Origin of the sequence: Thalassospira sp. (assembly GCF_002709775.1) — a bacterium.
Taxonomy (GTDB): domain Bacteria; phylum Pseudomonadota; class Alphaproteobacteria; order Rhodospirillales; family Thalassospiraceae; genus Thalassospira.
This window is the reverse complement of sequence record NZ_PAQR01000027.1, coordinates 1-17620: the sequence shown is the minus strand read 5'-3', so window position 1 is coordinate 17620 and position 17620 is coordinate 1. Positions and strand designations below refer to the sequence as shown.

19 protein-coding genes are annotated in these 17620 nt (G+C 56.3%); 15 read left to right on the top strand and 4 right to left on the bottom strand.

Features of this window, described 5'->3' with window-relative positions; translation table 11 throughout:
* Positions 1-54: 54 nt before the first annotated feature.
* Both CMO10_RS10885 and CMO10_RS10880 read left to right on the top strand, forming a co-directional pair.
* Positions 55-675 (top strand): carbonic anhydrase, encoded by a 621-nt coding sequence (locus CMO10_RS10885; RefSeq protein ID WP_297021832.1) that lies wholly within the window; start codon positions 55-57, stop codon positions 673-675.
* 78 nt (positions 676-753) lie between these two features.
* Positions 754-1887: an acyl-CoA dehydrogenase gene (locus CMO10_RS10880; RefSeq protein ID WP_297021827.1), complete on the top strand. Its 1134-nt coding sequence runs from the start codon at positions 754-756 to the stop codon at positions 1885-1887.
* On the opposite strand, the gene CMO10_RS10875 is transcribed toward CMO10_RS10880, so the two are convergent.
* From CMO10_RS10875 to pspF, 4 genes are all read right to left on the bottom strand, one after another.
* Positions 1884-3050: a 2-methylaconitate cis-trans isomerase PrpF family protein gene (locus tag CMO10_RS10875; RefSeq protein ID WP_297021824.1), complete on the bottom strand. Its 1167-nt coding sequence runs from the start codon at positions 3048-3050 to the stop codon at positions 1884-1886. The two genes, CMO10_RS10880 and CMO10_RS10875, sit on opposite strands and share 4 nt — an antisense overlap.
* On the bottom strand, positions 2965-3525 hold the full coding sequence (locus CMO10_RS10870; RefSeq protein ID WP_297021823.1) for a hypothetical protein: 561 nt from the start codon (positions 3523-3525) through the stop codon (positions 2965-2967). Before CMO10_RS10870 ends, CMO10_RS10875 begins: the two co-directional genes overlap by 86 nt.
* A 118-nt stretch (positions 3526-3643) precedes the next feature.
* Positions 3644-4414 (bottom strand): outer membrane protein, encoded by a 771-nt coding sequence (locus CMO10_RS10865; protein ID WP_297021822.1) that lies wholly within the window; start codon positions 4412-4414, stop codon positions 3644-3646.
* A 121-nt stretch (positions 4415-4535) separates the two neighbouring features.
* Positions 4536-5549: a phage shock protein operon transcriptional activator gene (pspF, locus tag CMO10_RS10860; RefSeq protein WP_297021821.1), complete on the bottom strand. Its 1014-nt coding sequence runs from the start codon at positions 5547-5549 to the stop codon at positions 4536-4538.
* A gap of 169 nt (positions 5550-5718) precedes the next feature.
* Between pspF and pspA the strand changes: the two genes are divergently transcribed.
* The 13 genes from pspA (at position 5719) to CMO10_RS10795 (ending at position 17202) form a co-directional block, all read left to right on the top strand.
* Complete coding sequence (gene pspA, locus CMO10_RS10855) at positions 5719-6396, top strand: phage shock protein PspA (RefSeq protein ID WP_297021820.1); 678 nt, start codon at positions 5719-5721, stop codon at positions 6394-6396.
* A gap of 48 nt (positions 6397-6444) precedes the next feature.
* The gene (gene pspB, locus CMO10_RS10850) at positions 6445-6702 is read left to right on the top strand and encodes an envelope stress response membrane protein PspB (RefSeq protein WP_235285114.1); all 258 of its coding nucleotides are present in this window, start codon (positions 6445-6447) and stop codon (positions 6700-6702) included.
* Positions 6699-7271 carry a hypothetical protein gene (locus CMO10_RS10845; protein WP_297021818.1) on the top strand — a complete coding sequence of 191 codons (573 nt, stop codon included), beginning with the start codon at positions 6699-6701 and terminating at the stop codon, positions 7269-7271. The genes pspB and CMO10_RS10845 overlap by 4 nt, the downstream gene beginning before the upstream one ends.
* A 274-nt stretch (positions 7272-7545) precedes the next feature.
* Positions 7546-8922, top strand: a complete 1377-nt coding sequence (locus CMO10_RS10840; RefSeq protein WP_297021816.1) for an ATP-binding protein — start codon at positions 7546-7548, stop codon at positions 8920-8922.
* A gap of 114 nt (positions 8923-9036) precedes the next feature.
* The gene (locus CMO10_RS10835; RefSeq protein WP_297021814.1) at positions 9037-9606 is read left to right on the top strand and encodes an EndoU domain-containing protein; all 570 of its coding nucleotides are present in this window, start codon (positions 9037-9039) and stop codon (positions 9604-9606) included.
* Positions 9607-9627: 21 nt separating this feature from the next.
* Positions 9628-9960, top strand: a complete 333-nt coding sequence (locus CMO10_RS10830; protein WP_297021812.1) for a hypothetical protein — start codon at positions 9628-9630, stop codon at positions 9958-9960.
* Positions 9961-10019: 59 nt separating this feature from the next.
* Positions 10020-11171, top strand: coding sequence for a serine hydrolase domain-containing protein (locus CMO10_RS10825; RefSeq protein WP_297021810.1), 1152 nt, complete (start codon positions 10020-10022; stop codon positions 11169-11171).
* A gap of 145 nt (positions 11172-11316) precedes the next feature.
* On the top strand, positions 11317-11775 hold the full coding sequence (locus tag CMO10_RS10820) for a MarR family winged helix-turn-helix transcriptional regulator (protein ID WP_297021807.1): 459 nt from the start codon (positions 11317-11319) through the stop codon (positions 11773-11775).
* Positions 11776-11790: 15 nt separating this feature from the next.
* Positions 11791-13884, top strand: a complete 2094-nt coding sequence (locus tag CMO10_RS10815; protein WP_297021804.1) for an FUSC family protein — start codon at positions 11791-11793, stop codon at positions 13882-13884.
* Positions 13881-14084 (top strand): DUF1656 domain-containing protein, encoded by a 204-nt coding sequence (locus CMO10_RS10810; protein WP_297021801.1) that lies wholly within the window; start codon positions 13881-13883, stop codon positions 14082-14084. The genes CMO10_RS10815 and CMO10_RS10810 overlap by 4 nt, the downstream gene beginning before the upstream one ends.
* An 8-nt stretch (positions 14085-14092) precedes the next feature.
* Complete coding sequence (locus CMO10_RS10805) at positions 14093-15007, top strand: efflux RND transporter periplasmic adaptor subunit (protein ID WP_297021798.1); 915 nt, start codon at positions 14093-14095, stop codon at positions 15005-15007.
* A 137-nt stretch (positions 15008-15144) separates the two neighbouring features.
* A complete protein-coding gene (locus CMO10_RS10800) occupies positions 15145-16023 on the top strand; it encodes an HpcH/HpaI aldolase/citrate lyase family protein (protein WP_297021795.1) in 879 nt (292 codons plus the stop codon).
* Between the two features lie 129 nt (positions 16024-16152).
* Positions 16153-17202 carry a MaoC family dehydratase gene (locus tag CMO10_RS10795; protein WP_297021792.1) on the top strand — a complete coding sequence of 350 codons (1050 nt, stop codon included), beginning with the start codon at positions 16153-16155 and terminating at the stop codon, positions 17200-17202.
* The last annotated feature ends 418 nt before the right edge of the window (positions 17203-17620 follow it).

The window sequence follows — 17620 nt, the reverse complement described above, 5'->3', positions numbered from 1 at the left end:
GCAATTTGGTCCTATTTTGTCGACAGCGTCATACAGAATAGGGGACTTCGCGAGATGTCAAAGCCAACCGTTGATCGGATGCTTGCCGGGTTCAAGAGCTTCAAGGCGATGTATTATGATCAGCGCCCGGAGCGCGTCGAAGATCTGGTCAATATGGGCCAGCGACCGGAAGTTCTTCTGATTGCCTGTTCTGATTCCCGCGTTGATCCGGCCATTCTCACCAATGCCGAACCGGGCGAGATGTTTGTCATTCGCAACGTGGCAAACCTTGTTCCGCCCTATGAGCCCGATGAAAACTATCACGGGACGTCTTCGGCAATCGAATTTGCGGTGCGCGATCTCAAGGTCAAGGACATCGTCATTCTCGGCCATTCGGCTTGTGGCGGCATGCAGGCCCTGGTCGAACATGGCGAAACCGGCAAGGTGCCGGATCGTGACTTTATCGGCGAGTGGGTGAGCATTGCGAAATGCTGTCTCGAACATGGCCCGGATGCCGACAAGGTATCGCGCCATTCGATCCGTAACTCGCTGCAAAACCTGATGAGCTTCCCGTTCGTCAAGGAACGGGTTGAAGCCGGTGACCTCAAGCTGCATGGCTGGTGGTACGGCATGAAAGAAGGGATCCTGTGGCGCTTTGATGCCGAGCAGGACAAATTTGTTCAGGGCGAAGAATAAGCCCGGTCTGATCAAACCTGTTTTCTGATCGCATGGCCGGACATCGCCCGCAGAACGCACAGTGGGAGGATGACCGTCATGCGGTTGGAAGAACATCAGATTATGGTGCGCGATACCGCGCGTGAGTTTGCCGAAAACGAACTCAAACCCAATGCCGCAAAATGGGACATCCACCACACCTTCCCGGCAGAAGCCATCGCCGGGCTGGGTGAGCTTGGCTTTCTCGGCATGCTGGTGCCTGACGAGTATGGCGGGGCGGGCATGGATCATGTCGCCTATGCCCTGGCACTCGAAGAAATTGCCGCGGGTGACGGCGCAACCTCGACCATCATGTCGGTGCATAACTCTGTCGGCTGCATGCCGATCCTGAAATTCGGGACAGAGGCACAGAAACAGGAATTTCTCGTGCCCATGGCGCGCGGTGAAAAGATCGGGGCCTTTTGCCTGACCGAACCGCAGGCCGGATCGGATGCCAGTGCGCTGCGCACCCGCGCGGTCCGCGATGGTGACCACTGGATCCTGAACGGTGCGAAGCAATTCATCACATCGGGGTCCGAGGGCGACGTTGCGATCGTCTTTGCCGTGACCGATCCGGAAGCGGGCAAGCGCGGTATTTCCGCCTTTATCGTGCCGACCGATACGCCGGGTTATGTCGTTTCCCGGGTTGAGGAAAAGCTTGGTCAGAATGCCTCTGACACCTGCCAGATCACCTTTGTTGAATGCCGGGTGCCAGCTGAAAATATGCTGGGTGAAGAAGGGCAGGGCTACAAGATCGCGCTGGCCAATCTTGAAGGCGGGCGCATCGGCATTGCCGCCCAGTCGGTCGGCATGGCGCGTGCCGCGTTCGAGGCTGCCAAGGATTACGCCAACGAGCGCGAAACCTTTGGCAAAAAGATCATTGATCATCAGGCGGTGGCGTTCCGTTTGGCCGATATGGCGACCAAGATTGATGCGGCACGGTTGCTTGTTCATCGAGCCGCTGCCTTGCGCGATGATCACAAACCCTGCCTGACCGAGGCCTGCATGGCCAAGATGTTTGCATCCGAAATTGCCGAGGAAGTCTGCTCTGCCGCGATCCAGATCCACGGCGGCTATGGCTATCTCAAGGACTTCCCGGTCGAGCGCATCTATCGCGATGTCCGGGTTTGCCAGATTTATGAAGGCACATCTGATATCCAGCGCATGGTAATTGCGCGGGCGCTGGCGGATTAACCCTCCGCATCGTCCGAAATGCGGTGGCGGGGCACCATGACCTCGCCCTGCATCAAACGCCGCGCGGTGCGAAACACCGTGACGGCGTTAACAGAGAAATCGTCGACCGTGCTGCCGCTGATATCGGCATCCAGGGCCAGTGTGCCGGACGGATGCGCGATGGTAAGCGGCTGACTGGCATCATTATTGGCACGCGCCAACTCATGGGCGACGGAGCCCGGCAGTTTCATGATGGCGGCCAGACACATCCCACCCGTGATCGGACTGGATGCGTGGGCCTGTCCGGTCGAAATCATCCGAAGCACGATATTGGTGGCCGGGCTGTCCTGATCAGTCGGGGCGGAAACGATGGCGATTTGCGGCAGGTTGCGCATTGTGGTCTGGGCCTCCACAAGGCTGCAAATCCCCATGCGAACGGCAGCGGCAATGCGGATGGTTTCGATCTTGTCCAAAAGACCCGGCGTTTCGGTGATCTCGGCCGGGCTTTCGCGCCCGGTCAGGTCAAGGCTTTGCGCATGGATGCAGGCAATCGGGTTGCTGACATCGACCAGCGAGACCTCAATGGCACCAAAGCCATCGGTCTCGAGAACCTCACGCGCCTTGCCGGTCGGAAGCGTCTTGCCGGTGCTTGATCCGCCCGGTGCCAGGAAGGAAAGCGCAATCGGGGCGGCCGTGCCGGCCACACCATCCAGGGCAAAATCGCCGTCGAGTTTCGGCAAGCCGTTTTGCAGGGCAAATCTGGCGACGATGATCTTGCCGGTATTGGTGTTGTGGATGCGCACCGTTGCCTGATCGTCTGATGTTTCAACCAACCCTTCCTCAACTGCATACGGCCCGACGGCAGAGGAGATATTGCCGCAATTGCCCTTGTAACTGATCACCGGGGCATCCACCGAAACCTGCCCGAAGGTGTAATCGATATCGGCATCTTCGTGGTTTGATTTGGCAATGATGGCGATTTTCGAGGTCGAAGACGTCCCGGCCCCCATGCCATCAAGCTGGCGCTTGTTCGGATCAGGACTGCCCATGGCGCTCAGGATCATGGAATCGCGCGCCGGACCCGCAGGCGGCAAATCCTCAGCCCGGAAAAACAGTGCCCGACTGGTGCCGCCGCGCATGAAAACGGCGCGGAGTGGGATTTGCGGCGAATGGGTCGTGTTCATTTTGGGGTGCTCCGAAGGGCGGGGTTTGGGGTGGCGCTGCAAAGCGATCAAGAAAGCGTTCGGCACGCGGTAAGGCATCGTGCAGAAATTGTTTTGGTTCGCGCAGCCATAGCCCGTCGATTTGCCGTGATTTTTCTTCGGAAATCAATACGTCGCGCGGGATTGGTTTAATCTCTGCATCCCAGTTTGCCCAACGTTGGCGTGCGCGGCTAAAACAGTGATCGATGAATGTCTGGCGATGGCTATAGCCGTGATAGTCGAAAATCCAGTCATCCCAGGCAATGATAATATGATTGCCAGTAAAGCCCTTATTCGGGTGAAACCATAAAGGCGTCATGTCATCGGTGCCGTAACGCATGAGAAACGCGTGGGCAAGGATATGGCAGGCACCGCAGGCAAAGAACACGCGATCTGGCAAGTTCCAGCGCATCACCGGGTCACTTTTTTGGTAGTTCGGTGTTCTTGGCTGGTACATCGCGTGTAATCCTGAATCCGTGGACATGCCAAAACAAAACACCCCGAACCGCGAGAATATCGTGGTCCGGGGTGTCTGCATAGATCAGGTGATTTCAGGATGTCGCCGTTTGGCTTGATCAGAACTGATATTGCAGGCCGAGCATGACTTCGTGCGCATGCAGATCGTAGCGTAACTCCCGCAGTTGTCTGCCGTTTGGGAGGCCACTTCTTGAAAAATGTTTGCTGGCGCGCGCTTCACCCATATTGATATAGCGGTAGGAAAAATCGATCTTCCAATGATCGGTTAGTGCGTAGTTCAAGCCAGCGCCGACCTGCCATGCGACATCATCATGTTGCGCCCCATCAATCACAGTTGTGAGGCCCGTAATATGTGCGGATTTCGTGCTGTTATGCGCCCAGCCAATGCCTGCTTGGATGTAGGGGGAAAAGGCGCCGGTGTTCATACCAAAAGCGGCAAAGGGATCGACATACCCGGCCAACATCGTCGTGACATTGGATGTGTTGTGGCGACCCGAGTCAAGCAGGCGTGTTGAACCAGCGCCGTTGTCGAAGGTGACAGAGTCCATATTTGCCATGTTATCGCGATATGAAATTGTCAGATCGGTTCGAAGGTAGCTGTTGAGCTTCAATCCGGCACCGACCTGATATCGCGTACCTGCATGTGGGTCGGTGTCCCATGTATCACGTATGGCGCTATCAACCGAATCAGCATCATCATCAATCGTGCTGGAATAGCCCAGATCAGCCCGCAGGTATGGCGTAAGCAGCCATTCTTCGGCGGACGCTGTTGATTGCAGTCCGGCAAGTCCGAGTGCGGCGAGCATGCCAGTCTGTGCTGATTTGCGGACAAAATGGCATAATTTGGAGGCGAAAAGGGCCGATGGCATGGCGGTGTAACCTACAGGAAATATTGAGTTTTATAGCTCAGCTAAACCTATAAGTGTGTTGCGCCGCAATAAGAAAATCATTGATTGTCAGATAGTGTCAGATTCTGACAGATTTCAGAATTCAACGGTGCTGCGAAAGGCCGTGCTTTTCAATCAGGCGGCGAAACTGGTGGTAGTTCAGGTGAAGGGATTTGGCGGCTTCGGTCTGGTTGTTGGCGTTTTGGCGCAGGGCCTGTTGCAGCAATTTGATTTCGAAATTGGCGACTTGGGATTTGAAGTCGATGTTGCCGTCCGGGGCGCTGTCGGGTTCGGGCGTTTCAATCACGCCGGGTTGGCTGGTTGTGCTGTTTTCGGTTTCTGACCAGATGTCCTCAAACGGATCAAGGGTGATGTGGGCGAGCGGGGTTTCGTCGTCTTCAGTGAGGTAAATGCTGCGTTCGACCGCGTTGCGCAGTTCGCGGATATTGCCGGGCCAGGGGTGGCGGAGCAGTTGTTCGGCGGCATGTCTTGAGAAACCGGGAAAAACGCTGCGGCCCAGACGTTTGGTCATCTCAAGCGCGAACTGTTCGGCGAGCAAAAGGATATCATCAGACCTTTGGCGGAGCGGCGGTACGGCGATGACGTCAAAGGCAAGGCGATCGAGCAAATCGGCGCGGAACTTGTTGGTTTTGGCCAGTTCGCGGAGATTTTCATTTGTCACACCAATGACGCGGGTGTCGACTTCGATGACCTCGGAGCCGCCAACACGTTCAATCTCGCCATACTCAACCACACGCAGAAGCTTTTCCTGCACCACCGGGCTGGCGGTGGCGATTTCATCAAGAATGATGGTGCCGCCATGCGCACGTTCGAACCGCCCGACATGGCGTTTGGTTGCCCCGGTAAATGCGCCAGCCTCGTGGCCGAACAGTTCGGTATCAAGCAGGCTTTCCGTCAGGGCGGCGCAATTGACCTTGACCAGCGGGCCGCCCCAGCGGCGCGACAGATAGTGCAGGCGGGCAGCAATCAGTTCCTTGCCCGAGCCGCGTTCACCAATCACCAGACAGGGGCGTTCAATCGGCGCCAGACGTGAAACATGTTCAAGGGCGGCCAGAAAAACGGGGTCTTCGCCCAATATCGGTTGCAAGCTATCCATTTCGCGAAAAACGTTATCGAAAAACGACAATATTGTCGCGATAAAAGTTACTTAAAAAGTCTGATGATTTGTTAAGTCATTGATTTTGGGTGTTTTCAAAACTGGCACGGTTCTTGAGATAGAGAGATCAGAATTTGTACGTCCCCCGAATGAATAAGGAGATCAGACAATGGGCGTGTTTTCGCGTTTGTCCGATATCGTAAATGCCAACATCAACTCGCTGCTGGATCGTGCCGAAGATCCGGAGAAAATGGTGCGGTTGATGATCCAGGAAATGGAAGACACCCTGGTTGAGGTCCGGTCTGCTGCCGTCAAGGCGATTGCCGATAAGAAAGAAGTCGAGCGCAAGCTGCGTAAGCTTCATGACGGTCAGGTCGAATGGGATACCAAGGCAGAGTTTGCCGTTTCCAAGGGCCGTGATGATCTGGCCAAGGGGGCGCTGATGGCGCGCCGTCGTCTGGCCGATCAGAGCCTTGTGCTTGAGCGCGAGCTTGAAGTGATCGAGGAAACCCTTGGCAAGTATGACGAGGACCTCAACAAGCTTCAGAACAAGCTGAATGAAGCCAAGGCCAAACAGCGTACGGTTGAAATCCGCATGCAGACGGCTGAAAAGCGTGTCAAAATGAAAGAAAAGCTGCATTCCGGTCAGATCGATGAAGCACTTCTGCGCTATGAGCAGATGGAACGCCGGATTGACGAGCTTGAAGCCAACGCGGACTCCTGGGAGCTTGGCCGTGGCCAGAGCCTCGAAGAGCAGTTTGAAGACCTTGAGGCGGAGCTCGGGATCGAGGATGATCTCAAGGAACTCAAAGCGCGTGTGAAAAAAGACACGAAGAAAGACAAATAAGTAACGGGCTTATGTGTTTTGAGGCACAGGTCTGTTTGAAAGAACGAGATGTCGAATATGTGGGCGATTGCCGTACCCTTGATCGTTTTAATCGCCGTGGTGGGCCCGGTATGGGTGGTGTTTCACTACATCACGGTCTGGAAGCGCATGAAGGCAGAGCAACGCACACAAAGCCCGGAACAGACCGCCCGCGAAAAGGAAATCGTGGCGGATCTGAAACAGCGGGCCAAGCGACTCGAAACCCGTGTTGAAACACTTGAACGCCTGTTAGATGCCGAGGTTGCCGAATGGAGGAACAGGATATGACTGCTCAGCAAGCTACTGCCGGAGACGGTTTTGGGCGCAGTCACAAAAGACGCGCGCGCTGTGGATGTGGCTCGGGCGATAACGCCGACGGATCGAAACGCCATGGCGTAATCGGGCGCACCACGCGCGGCATTTCAGAAGCCTTTGGCATTCCGCGCAAAGGGGTGCTGATCGCCTTCATCCTGGTTCTGATCTTCAGCTTCCCGGTTGGCGTGATGCTGTTTGGTCTGGCATGGGCCTATGTCCATCATCCGGACTGGTTCGATGGCCTGCGCGGCAAGGTGCGTGGGGCTGGCCAAAGCACATCCGCCGGACGTGCGGCACGTCAGAACAACAGCAAGCCGGATGCCGGGGACGAACGCCCGACGGTTGGCGTTGATTATGAAGAAAGCTGGATGGAAGAGCTGCGCGAGCAGTTTGACGATCTGGAACGGCGCACCGGCTCAATGGAAGGTTTCGTCGCATCGGGCGAGTATCACACCGCATCGGAATTCAAAAAGATGCAGGACGAAGACGCCGCCAAAAATGCCGATGATGCCGACAAGAAGTCGGACGCGCCGAAGGCGTAGGCCTTTGGCAGGCATAGATTGACGAGATTGACGACGGTTTCAGCTTTCCCCAATCCCCCCTCGCGTTAGCACGGGTCTTGACCCGACGGGCCGTCGTCAAACATCAAACCGGACTTCTTAGGAAGTCCGGTTTTTCTTTTTGTTTGCAGTTCTTTGCGGCAAAATTCCCAAATAGCGTTTATCACTATACCTAATTTAAAGGTTTTCCCGGCAAAGTCGGGAAAATTGCCCATATAGTGCGCTATAGGGCAGGCAGCGTTTTGGGGAACATCATATGGCGACCATGATCGAGCATCCCGGGGAACAGGATTTTCTGCATCGTTTGATGCTTGATAACCCGTGGTGGGACGGTGTCACCGATGATCAGGTGCAGGGTCTGCCGCAGCGTGCCTTTTTCAAGCGGTTCTGGGGTGCGATTGAAAAGAATGACGGCCAGAAGACGCTGGTTCTGACCGGGCCGCGGGGTGTCGGCAAGACCGTGATGATGCGCCAGGCCGTGGCCGAGCTTTTGAACAATGACACGCCGCGTCGTCATGTTTGTTATGTGTCGCTTGAACATCCGCTGTTTCTGGAAATTGATTTGCCGCGTTTGCCGAAATTGCTGCGTTCCATGCGCGGGATCTCGGCCGATCATCCGCTTTGGCTGTTTATCGACGAGGTATCCTATCAGCGCGATTGGGAGGCGAGCCTTGTAAAGCTTTTGGCGGCCGATCCGATGTTGCGCGTGGTCGCGGTCAGTGCGCTGGCCCCGGCGGGTGACAATGCGGAATATATCCAGAGCCTGTTTTTACCGCCCTTCAGCTTTGCCGAATATCTTGAGCAAAAGGGTATTGCGCCAAGTGACGTTTTGCCTGAAACCCCCAATGTCGGGCGCTATACCGCCGATGTGCCCGATGGTTTGGTGGAGCTCAACGACCTGTTTGAGGATTACATCAACGAAGGCGGTTTTCATGCCGCCAATGGCGAGGCCGGGGCCATTCATCGGTCGCTGCATTCCGATTTGCCGGGCCTGCATGGCATTTCAAGCCCCTCGGACCTGCATCGGTTGTTTTCGCTTCTGGCCTATAACACGGGTTCGGAGTTTTCGATCGAGACGCTGGCGCGCGAGCTTGATATCGCCAAGAACACGCTGCGTCGGTACCTTGAATATCTTGAAAGTGCCTGGCTGGTGCGCCGGCTTGAACGTGTTGATCAGGATGCCAAACCTTTCCAGCGCGCGGTGGCGTTCAAGGTGCATCTGATCCATCCGGGGCTTCGCACCGGCTTGATCGGCGGGCGGGCATCTGATAGTGCCACCATCACGCGGCTTGCCGAAACCGCGATCCAGACGCAGTTTCTGACCTCATCCGTTGGCATGGAAAGCCTCTATTACGCCCGTTGGGGGCAATATGAGGTGCCGTTTGTGTTTCTTGATCGCCGGTCCGGCACACCTTTGTTCGCCTATCACTGCCTGTGGCGTGATGAGGCGATCCGCAAGCCCAAGGAAATCCGCGCCCTGGTGAATTTCCGGGGCAGTCATGCCTTGCCACTTGGGGCCTTTGTTCTGACCAAGGCGCAATGGCACGGCGGCAAGCTTGGCGGGGTGCCGATGCGCTTTGAGCCGGCCAGTGTGCTGGCGCTTCGGATCGGGCTTGAATTTTCGCAGCTTTGAATGCGCCGTAAATCGCCTTCACATGAATTGGAACGCTGCGTCTGATCTTGGCAGTATGGCCGTGCTGTTCGGTGCGGTCAGGAACTGCATCGGACAAAGTAAAGGAGTTCGTTCATGACGAAACTTTCCAAGCTTTTCCATGTCGCGGCCTTCGGGGCTTTGGCGTTTTGCGCCCTTGGTCTTGTTGGCATTTCGCAGGCATCCGCACAGGTTGCGTGCCCGGCAAACCCGCATTGGACGGCAACGGTTCCGCCGATTAACGCCGATCACGTTTTCTGCGGCGAAGTGCGGGCCAATGGCACGGCGGCCGGGTTCCATTCGCGCCCGGGTGGCGTGAACCCGGCGACGGTCGCCAATTTCGTGATTAATCAGCCCGCGAATGCCAATGGCGTGTATGGCGGGAACGTCACGTTGGTAAACCCGAACGGGGCAAACCCGACGAAGTTTTCGACGATGTTCCCTGATAGCTGCACCGAGGCAGCGGTCGTTCAGTCGATCCTGTATGCGCATGCAAATCAGGTAGCGTGCCCGGCGGGCGCGCCCGGATGGGCATCGTGTGGCCTGAACCGGCCGGACCCGGCAGCGGGCGGTCATTGTGTCGGCGATGATGCCACAACGCGGTTCTATATCGCGTTTGGAACACTCGGGAACGGCAATATCAACACCGCCTTCCCGCTGCGGTAATCTTTTGATGTGAGGTCAAACATGGCAGGCGGTGATTTTATTGAGCCGAATTGGCCTGGCAGAATTGTCGGGGATGATGGGCATGATCGGATTGCCGCCTGTCTTGTCCTTGATTTTCAGCGGGCCCCGGTCTGGTGCGAACAGGCCCTTTCCGAAATCGACGATGTGATTTCCGGCCGGCAACAGGCTTGGGATATGGGCATGAATGCCTACATGGTTAAGGTGCGACCGGCCAAGACCGAGATCCTGCCGGTCTATGAAGAGACCGGCGAGCCGAGCATTACTGTCAAGACCGGTGACTTGCGCGATGCCCTTGATTGGTGGCGCAAACAGATCAAGCAAAGCCCGGATTAACCGGGCGGAAAGCAATTTGCCCGAAGGTGGGCAAGGTTGGGCAACATGAGTAGAGCGATTTGAACGCAGCATTCTGGCGTATTCCCGCGCGTGCGATGGTGGTGATGGCGGTGGCAATGACGTTTGCCATGTCAGCAAACCATTTCGCATTGGCGCAAAGCGGAAGTGCCAAGGAAGCACCGTCTGATCCGCTGGAAAAATTCCTGTCGCAATATGTCGAGCATGCCGGTCTGCCGGGCGGGGTGGTGGCGATTGGCTATGGCGAGGGCAATGTGCGCTATGCCGCCACGGGCTATGCCAGTGTCCGGCCCGAGACAGGAATGACGCGGGATCGACAGTTTTATATCGGGTCGCTGACCAAGATGATGACGGCTGTGGTTACCTTGCAGCTGGCATCGGAAAAGCGGATTGATCTGGCCGATCCGATTGGCACATACCTGCCCAAGGAATTTCGCGACCGCATTGCCAATGCCGATCGCGCCACCATTCGTGATTTGCTGCGCAACAGTTCGGGCATTCCCGATTATCTGGATGGCGAGTTCTTTTTCGAGCTGGTCGGGCGCGACCCGCAGCATGGTTGGCGCAATGTCGAGTTGCTGCCACTGATTGCCGATCGGGAAGCCTATTTTGCCCCGGGCACGAATTATGCGGCCTCCAACAGCAATTTCATCCTGCTCGGCGTGATGATCGAGGCGGTCGAGGGCGCGCATATCAGTGCCGTGTTTGGTCGCCGGATTTTTGCCCCGGCCGAGATGAGCAACACATCCTTTGGCAGTTTTCCAAGGCCGGCATCGCTGGCGCGCGGTTTTGATGATGCCAATGGCGACGGGCAGCTCGAAGACGTCACGGATTATGACGTGGGCGATCAACTGGCCGATGGCGGGGTGATTTCGACCGCCGAGGATATGGTGAAATTTGCCCGTGCGCTGTTTGTGAATGGAGTTCTGCTTGGTCCGAATGCGCTTGAGCGCGCAACGACCGATACGGCCTTTGCCGGCGACGGGTCCTATGGCTATGGGCTGATGATCGGCGCAAGTGACTGGGGCCCGGTTTGGGGCCATGACGGGATCTATTTTGGCTATTCGGCCGAGTTTTCCTGGTTCCCGGAACAGGACACAGTGGTGGTGTTTCTTGCCAATGGGCGGGCACTCAATGAGGTGCCATCGGTGACCAGCATGCTAATGACCGGTTTGTTCGGCACGCCGGAATAGGGCGTATATTTCTGTTTTTATTCTGATTTTCCATGATCCCTATGCAGATATGCATACGGGAGTGCTTCATCTATGCACAGACGTCATAACTGATAGGATTATAATAGTTAGAATTCTATCTAATTTTTCTGTTATGGTTCGTGCCATGGAAAACATTGATCAAAACACCCCTTATCTAACCCTTGGCAGTGCCCTGATGCGCGTCGCCCGTTGCTGGCAGCGCGAGGTCAATCGCACCCTTCAGGCGCATGGACTTTCGCAGACCATGGCGATGCCGTTGATTGTTCTGCATCGTAATGGTGGTGCGGTTCGTCAGGGCATGATTGCCGAGGAAATCGGTGTTGAAGGCCCGTCACTGGTCCGCGTTATTGATCAGCTTGAACGCGACGGATTTGTGTCGCGTGTTTCTGATCCGCGGGATCGTCGGGCCAAGATGGTCGCCCTGACCGATGCGGGCCGCGCGAAAGCCAGCGAGATTGAAGTCCTGCTCGGCGATCTACGCGGCGAGCTGACCGCCAATGTTTCCGAGGAAAATCTTCATATCACCCTTGATGTCATGCGCGAACTGCTGAACCGGCTGGATATGCGCGAAACGTCGCAATAAGCCGGAGGTCAGCAGATGTTGCAAAATATTCTCGCCCTTCGGCCGAAAGCCGGAGACTGGATCTTTTCGATCAAGACATTCGGGGCATCGATGTTGGCGCTTTATATTGCGCTGGCCTTTGATCTTGATCGCCCGGTCTGGTCGATGGCGACGGTTTATATCGTGGCCCATCCGTTTTCCGGTGTTCTGGCATCCAAGGCAGTTTATCGCGTGCTGGGCACCTTGCTTGGTGCGGTGGTCGCGATCATTCTGGTGCCCAATCTGGTCAATGCGCCGGTCGTGCTGAGTGCTGTTCTGGCCGTCTGGGTTGGCGTTTGCCTGTTCTTCGCACGGCTTGATCGTACACCGCGCAGTTATGTTCTGATGCTGGCGGGGTACACTGTGGCCCTGATCGGCTTTCCGAGTGTGACCGATCCGCTGTCGGTCTTTCCGACCGCGATTGCGCGTTGTCAGGAAATCACGGTGGGTATTCTCTGTGCCACACTGGTCGGGCATATCATTTTGCCGCGCCATATCGGCCCGGTGATCGCATCACAAATCAACGGCTGGATGGCGGATGTCGCCAAGCTGGTCACGGAAAGCTTTGATGCGGGCATGGATGCCGATCAGCTGGACCGTGACCGGGCGCGCATTGCCGCCGACCTTGGTGAGTTGCACGGCATGGCCTTGCATCTGGGCTATGAGAAGTCGCGCTTTTCCGGGCGGACACGCGAATTGCAGGCGCTGCAAAGTGCGATGGCGTCCCTGTTGCCGGTTTGTTATGCGGTCCATGACCGTTTGACGGCGCTTGCGGCAGAGGGTGTTACCTTGCCGCCCGAACTGCGCGCACTTTGTGATGACATCATCGATCACGTCAATCGCGACGCCCATGACCCGGACCTGACATGCAGCCTGCATGACCGTGTGACCGCGTTTCGCGATCAGATCGACCAGTCATCTGACTGGGGTGGGCTTTTGATGGTTAATCTGTGTGATCGGCTGCACCGGTTGCTTGATTTCCATCATGATTGCCGGGTTCTGTGGGATGGCATTCGTGCGGGTTCCGCACCCAGTGACGTTTTGAACCGCTGGCAGGCAACCGCCGGGTCGGAAGCCATGGACCGTGATGCCAATGGCGCGGTGCGCAGTGGTATTGCCGCAGCAGTCGCGATCAGTGCGGTGTGTGCCTTCTGGATTATTTCCGGATGGCCCGCAGGCGGCACGGCGGCGATGATGGCAGCGGTTGGCAGTTCGATCATGTCGTTTCTTGATAACCCGGTGCCAGCACTCAAGGGCTTTATCCGTTACACCACGATGGCTGTTGGGGCGGTTGTTTTCTACAACCTGACGATCCTGCCGGGTATCGATGGTTTCCCGTTGCTTGCCCTGTCATTTGCGCCTTATTGCATCTTGCTGGGTGTGTTGATGACCTCGCAGGCGACGTATGGCTTTGGTCTGGCGATGGTGGTCAACCTTGTCATGATCCTCAACCTTGATACGACCTATAGCAGCGATATCGAGACCATTCTGGGCGGCGGTGTTGCATCGCTAGCGGGCTTTGGTGCGGCGATAATTGCAACCGCCTTTATCCGGGTGGTGCCAGCAGATCGATCGATCATGCGTCTGGTTCGGGCCAACTGGCGGGATATTGCCGCGATTGCGCGTGGATCCTTTGCCCATGGGCGTCTGATCCTTGTGCGCCGGTTGCTGGATCGCCAGGGACTTATCCTGCCGCGTTTGGCCATGGCGCCGCAGCATCGCGATACATTGATCCGGGTCATGCCCGAAGCAACGATTGCGTCCTGCCTTTATGATTTGCGCAATGCGACGCTGTTTACCAGCAAGCCGGTTGCCAATCGCATCAAGGTCCTTTTGCGGTCCATCGCGCGGCATTTCGAGGCCCGCCTGATTGATCCGGACCGCTTGCCTGATCCGTGGATCGTCGAGGAGGTCGACAACCTTTTGCGGTTGGTGGTGGCCGACCCCGAGGGTTCTGATCGCGAACGGCTTCTGGTGCCATTGGTCGCGCTTCGCCGCAATCTTTCCAAAACAGGCGCACCGCGCCTGCAGACACAAACGGGTGGCGGCATCTTGCCGGCCCAGCCGACGATCATGGGAGAAACAGCATGATCAATCCGACATTTAACATTTACGGCCTGTATGTCCCGACCTTTCTGGTTCTGGCAATTGCTGCATGGGGGTGCCTGAAGGTTACCCATCTTGGTCTGGCGCGGATCGGTTTTTACAAAATGACCGTCCATCCGGCGCTGACCGACCTTGCGCTTTATGTGCTGATCCTGACCGGGCTTTCGGCTGTCTTTCTGAAATAGGTGATGTGATGAAAAATATCGTTTTGAAAAGCCTGCGCATCGGATTCACAAGCTTGCTTGTGCTGATTGCCTGTGTGGGCGGATGGCATCTTTATGATTACTACATGAACGAGCCCTGGACGCGCGATGGCCGGGTCAGTGCCGATGTGATTTCCATTGCGCCTGATATTGGCGGGTTGGTGTCCGAGGTTCTGGTTGGCGACAACCAGCCGGTCAAGGCGGGTGACGTGCTGTTTACCATTGATCGGGCGCGCTATCAGGTGGCGGTCGATCAGGCACGCGCCAAGCTTGAAAACGCGATTGCCGCGCGCGATCAGGCCAAACGCGAAGTCACCCGCTATAGCGGGCTTGATAGCGACGTTGTCACCGATCAGAAAAAGGAACAGGTCAAAACCGATCTTGCGACCGCGCAGGCCGATGTGGATCTGGCGCGTGCCGATCTGGCACTGGCCGAACTGGATCTGTCGCGGACCAGTGTGGTGGCGCCGGTCGATGGGGTTGTGACCAACTTTTCGCTGCGTCGGGGCGCCTATGTCGGGGCGGGCAGTGCCATTGCCGCCCTTGTTGACAGCAGCTCGTTCTATGTTGCGGGGTATTTCGAAGAAAACAAACTGCCGCGCATTGCGATCGGTGATCGCGTGCAGGTGATGCTGATGGGCGAAAGCCGCCCGCTTTATGGTCATGTTGTCAGCATTGCAAGCGGCATTCAGGATAGCGAGCGTTCCGGCAGTTCAGCGGGCCTTGCCCAGGTCAAACCGACCTTCAGCTGGGTTAGGTTGGCACAGCGCGTTCCGGTCCGGGTCGAACTTGAACATGTGCCCGACGATGTCCGCCTTGTTGCCGGACGCAGTGCAATTGTCACGGTCGAGGATGAAAATGCCAGCAGCGGTTTTGCCGGACTGAGCCCGAAGCTGCTATTTTAGGCGATATTGAAGATGGTGCGGCGGCTATGATCATGCCGCACCGCAAAAATTGGGTTGCAGGGGAAAACAAGTTTGGGTAATTTTCGTAAAAATAAAATATAAATATTGTACGAATATTATCAAACGGGAGATTCCTGATGGCTGCTGCCCCACGTCCGCGCCGCTCTGTTTTGTATATGCCGGGTTCCAATGCGCGTGCCCTTGAAAAGGGCCGTACGCTTCCGGCAGATGGGCTTATTCTGGATCTTGAGGATGCGGTGGCACCCGATGCCAAGGATAACGCACGCAACCAGATTGTGAGCGCTTTGGCCGAAGGCGGTTATGGCAAGCGTGAAATCCAGATCAGAACCAATGGCCTGAATACCCCGTGGGGATATGCCGATATCGTGGCGGCGTCCAAAACATCGGCCGATGCCATCCTGCTGCCCAAGGTCGAAAGTGCCGATACCGTGCGTCAGGTCGCCAATATCATGGAGGCCGAAGGCGCGCATGCAGGCATGACCATCTGGTGCATGATGGAAACCCCGCTTGCGATGCTTAATGCCAAGGAAATTGCCGGTGCCCATCCCCGTCTTGGCGGGTTTGTCATGGGGACATCGGACCTTGCCAAGGATCTGAACTGTGCCCATACGCCGGACCGCCTGCCGATGGTGACCAGTCTTGGTCTTTGCCTGTTGGCGGCACGGGCCTATGGGCTTGCGATCCTTGATGGTGTGCATCTTGATCTGTCTGATGATGCCGGGTTTGAGGCGTCCTGCAAGCAGGGGTGCGAGTTCGGCTTTGATGGCAAGACGCTTATTCATCCCAAAACCATTGCGGCGGCGAATGCGGCCTTTGCCCCGGCAGAGGCCGAGATCGACTGGGCGCGCAAGATCATTGCCGCCCATGAAGAAGCCAGTGCTGAGGGCAAGGGCGTTGTCGTGGTTGATGGCAAGCTGATTGAAAATCTCCATGTGGTGTCGGCCAAGAAACTGGTCGCGATGGCAGATTTGATCGCGGAAATGGACGGGGCCTAAGCGCCCGACCACCATCAGACAAAACGGTGCGCGCGCCAAGAACAGCAACAAACCGGCTGCATCACAGACAGCCAAAACAGCGCGCATCGGTAATTCTTGGATCATCCGGCCTTTCAGGGAGGCAATCGAATGTCAAAGACCAATCAGGGCAATTATTTTGAGGATTTCCAGATCGGACAGGAAATCCGCCATGCCACCCCACGCACGATCACGACCGGCGATGTAGCACTTTATACCGGGCTTTATGGCCCGCGCTTTGCCGTGCAGTCGTCTGACGAGTTTGCCCAAAGCATTGGCTATAAGGCAGCCCCGGTGGATGATTTGCTGGCGTTTCACATGGTGTTTGGCAAGACGGTGCCTGATGTGTCGCTAAATGCGGTGGCCAATCTGGGTTATGCCGGCGGTGTGTTTGGCGTGCCGGTTTATCCCGGCGATACGGTCAGTTCGGTATCCACCGTGACCGGGATCAAGGAAAACTCCAACGGCAAGACCGGTGTGGTTTATGTCAATTCCGTCGGGCGCAATCAGCGCGGCGAGATGGTGCTTGATTACAATCGCTGGGTCATGGTGCGTAAACGCGATGAAAGCGCGCCGGCACCTGAAACGGTCCTTCCGGAATTGCCCGGTGTTGTGGCACCCGAAGCGTTCCAGATCCCGGTCGGGCTGGATGTATCGGCCTATTCAACCCAGCTGGCGGGATCGCCGCATTGCTGGGATGACTATTATGTCGGCGAAAAGATTGATCATGTTGATGGCATGACCCTTGAAGAAGCCGAACATCAGATTGCAACCAGGCTTTATCAAAACACCGCCAAGGTCCATTTCGATCAGGTCGCGGCCAATGGCGGGCGGTTTGGCAAGCGGCTTATTTATGGCGGGCATATCATTTCGCTTTGCCGGGCGCTGTCATTTAACGGGCTTGGCAATGCGTTTCGGATTGCCGCGATCAATGCAGGCACCCATGCCAATCCGGCCTTTGCCGGGGATACGATCTTTGCCTGGTCAGAGGTTCTGGGCAAATTTGAAGTGCCCGGTCGGCGTGATCTGGGCGCACTGCGTCTTCGTCTTGTTGCAGTGCGCGATCGGCAGGCCAGTGACTTCCCGCTTAAAGGTGCGGATGGCAAATATCATTCCGATGTGTTGCTTGATTTTGATTATACGGTGTTGATTCCGCGCTGAATCGCCAGAAAACGGCGGGCGGATTAACGGATCGTTCGGGGAATGCGGGCTATTTTCCGCCCGCGCGGTCGCCTGATCTTGATCGGTGGCATGCGCATTCATAAGTGTTAGCAACAAATAAGACCCGATCCGCAGGCAGTTTCCTTGCGTAAGAAGGTCTAATTGTGCGATTGCTAAAAGCACGTTACGCCGTATGTGAAGGGCCCGTGTCTTTCGCAGCACCCATCCCGCAGGGTGTTTACGGTGTCTGAGAGGTCAACCTACGTAGTTTAACGGAGGCAGTTGGGGCAATTTGTCACTGAAATCTTTGGTTTACAAAGGGGTTCAGATTGACTCAAACCCGCTGCATGGGTAAATAAAACCTGCTTTCCCGCCAGCTACTTTGAGAAGAGGCAATTCCGCTATGAGCAAAGCCAAT

Bases quoted from the DNA above. Each gene is read 5' to 3' on its own strand.
- CMO10_RS10885 (WP_297021832.1), top strand. From the start codon at position 55: ATGTCAAAGCCAACCGTTGATCGGATGCTTGCCGGGTTCAAGAGCTTC.
- CMO10_RS10880 (WP_297021827.1), top strand. From the start codon at position 754: ATGCGGTTGGAAGAACATCAGATTATGGTGCGCGATACCGCGCGTGAG.
- CMO10_RS10875 (WP_297021824.1), bottom strand. From the start codon at position 3,050: ATGAACACGACCCATTCGCCGCAAATCCCACTCCGCGCCGTTTTCATG.
- CMO10_RS10870 (WP_297021823.1), bottom strand. From the start codon at position 3,525: ATGTACCAGCCAAGAACACCGAACTACCAAAAAAGTGACCCGGTGATG.
- CMO10_RS10865 (WP_297021822.1), bottom strand. From the start codon at position 4,414: ATGCCATCGGCCCTTTTCGCCTCCAAATTATGCCATTTTGTCCGCAAA.
- pspF (WP_297021821.1), bottom strand. From the start codon at position 5,549: ATGGATAGCTTGCAACCGATATTGGGCGAAGACCCCGTTTTTCTGGCC.
- pspA (WP_297021820.1), top strand. From the start codon at position 5,719: ATGGGCGTGTTTTCGCGTTTGTCCGATATCGTAAATGCCAACATCAAC.
- pspB (WP_235285114.1), top strand. From the start codon at position 6,445: ATGTCGAATATGTGGGCGATTGCCGTACCCTTGATCGTTTTAATCGCC.
- CMO10_RS10845 (WP_297021818.1), top strand. From the start codon at position 6,699: ATGACTGCTCAGCAAGCTACTGCCGGAGACGGTTTTGGGCGCAGTCAC.
- CMO10_RS10840 (WP_297021816.1), top strand. From the start codon at position 7,546: ATGGCGACCATGATCGAGCATCCCGGGGAACAGGATTTTCTGCATCGT.
- CMO10_RS10835 (WP_297021814.1), top strand. From the start codon at position 9,037: ATGACGAAACTTTCCAAGCTTTTCCATGTCGCGGCCTTCGGGGCTTTG.
- CMO10_RS10830 (WP_297021812.1), top strand. From the start codon at position 9,628: ATGGCAGGCGGTGATTTTATTGAGCCGAATTGGCCTGGCAGAATTGTC.
- CMO10_RS10820 (WP_297021807.1), top strand. From the start codon at position 11,317: ATGGAAAACATTGATCAAAACACCCCTTATCTAACCCTTGGCAGTGCC.
- CMO10_RS10815 (WP_297021804.1), top strand. From the start codon at position 11,791: ATGTTGCAAAATATTCTCGCCCTTCGGCCGAAAGCCGGAGACTGGATC.
- CMO10_RS10810 (WP_297021801.1), top strand. From the start codon at position 13,881: ATGATCAATCCGACATTTAACATTTACGGCCTGTATGTCCCGACCTTT.
- CMO10_RS10805 (WP_297021798.1), top strand. From the start codon at position 14,093: ATGAAAAATATCGTTTTGAAAAGCCTGCGCATCGGATTCACAAGCTTG.
- CMO10_RS10800 (WP_297021795.1), top strand. From the start codon at position 15,145: ATGGCTGCTGCCCCACGTCCGCGCCGCTCTGTTTTGTATATGCCGGGT.
- CMO10_RS10795 (WP_297021792.1), top strand. From the start codon at position 16,153: ATGTCAAAGACCAATCAGGGCAATTATTTTGAGGATTTCCAGATCGGA.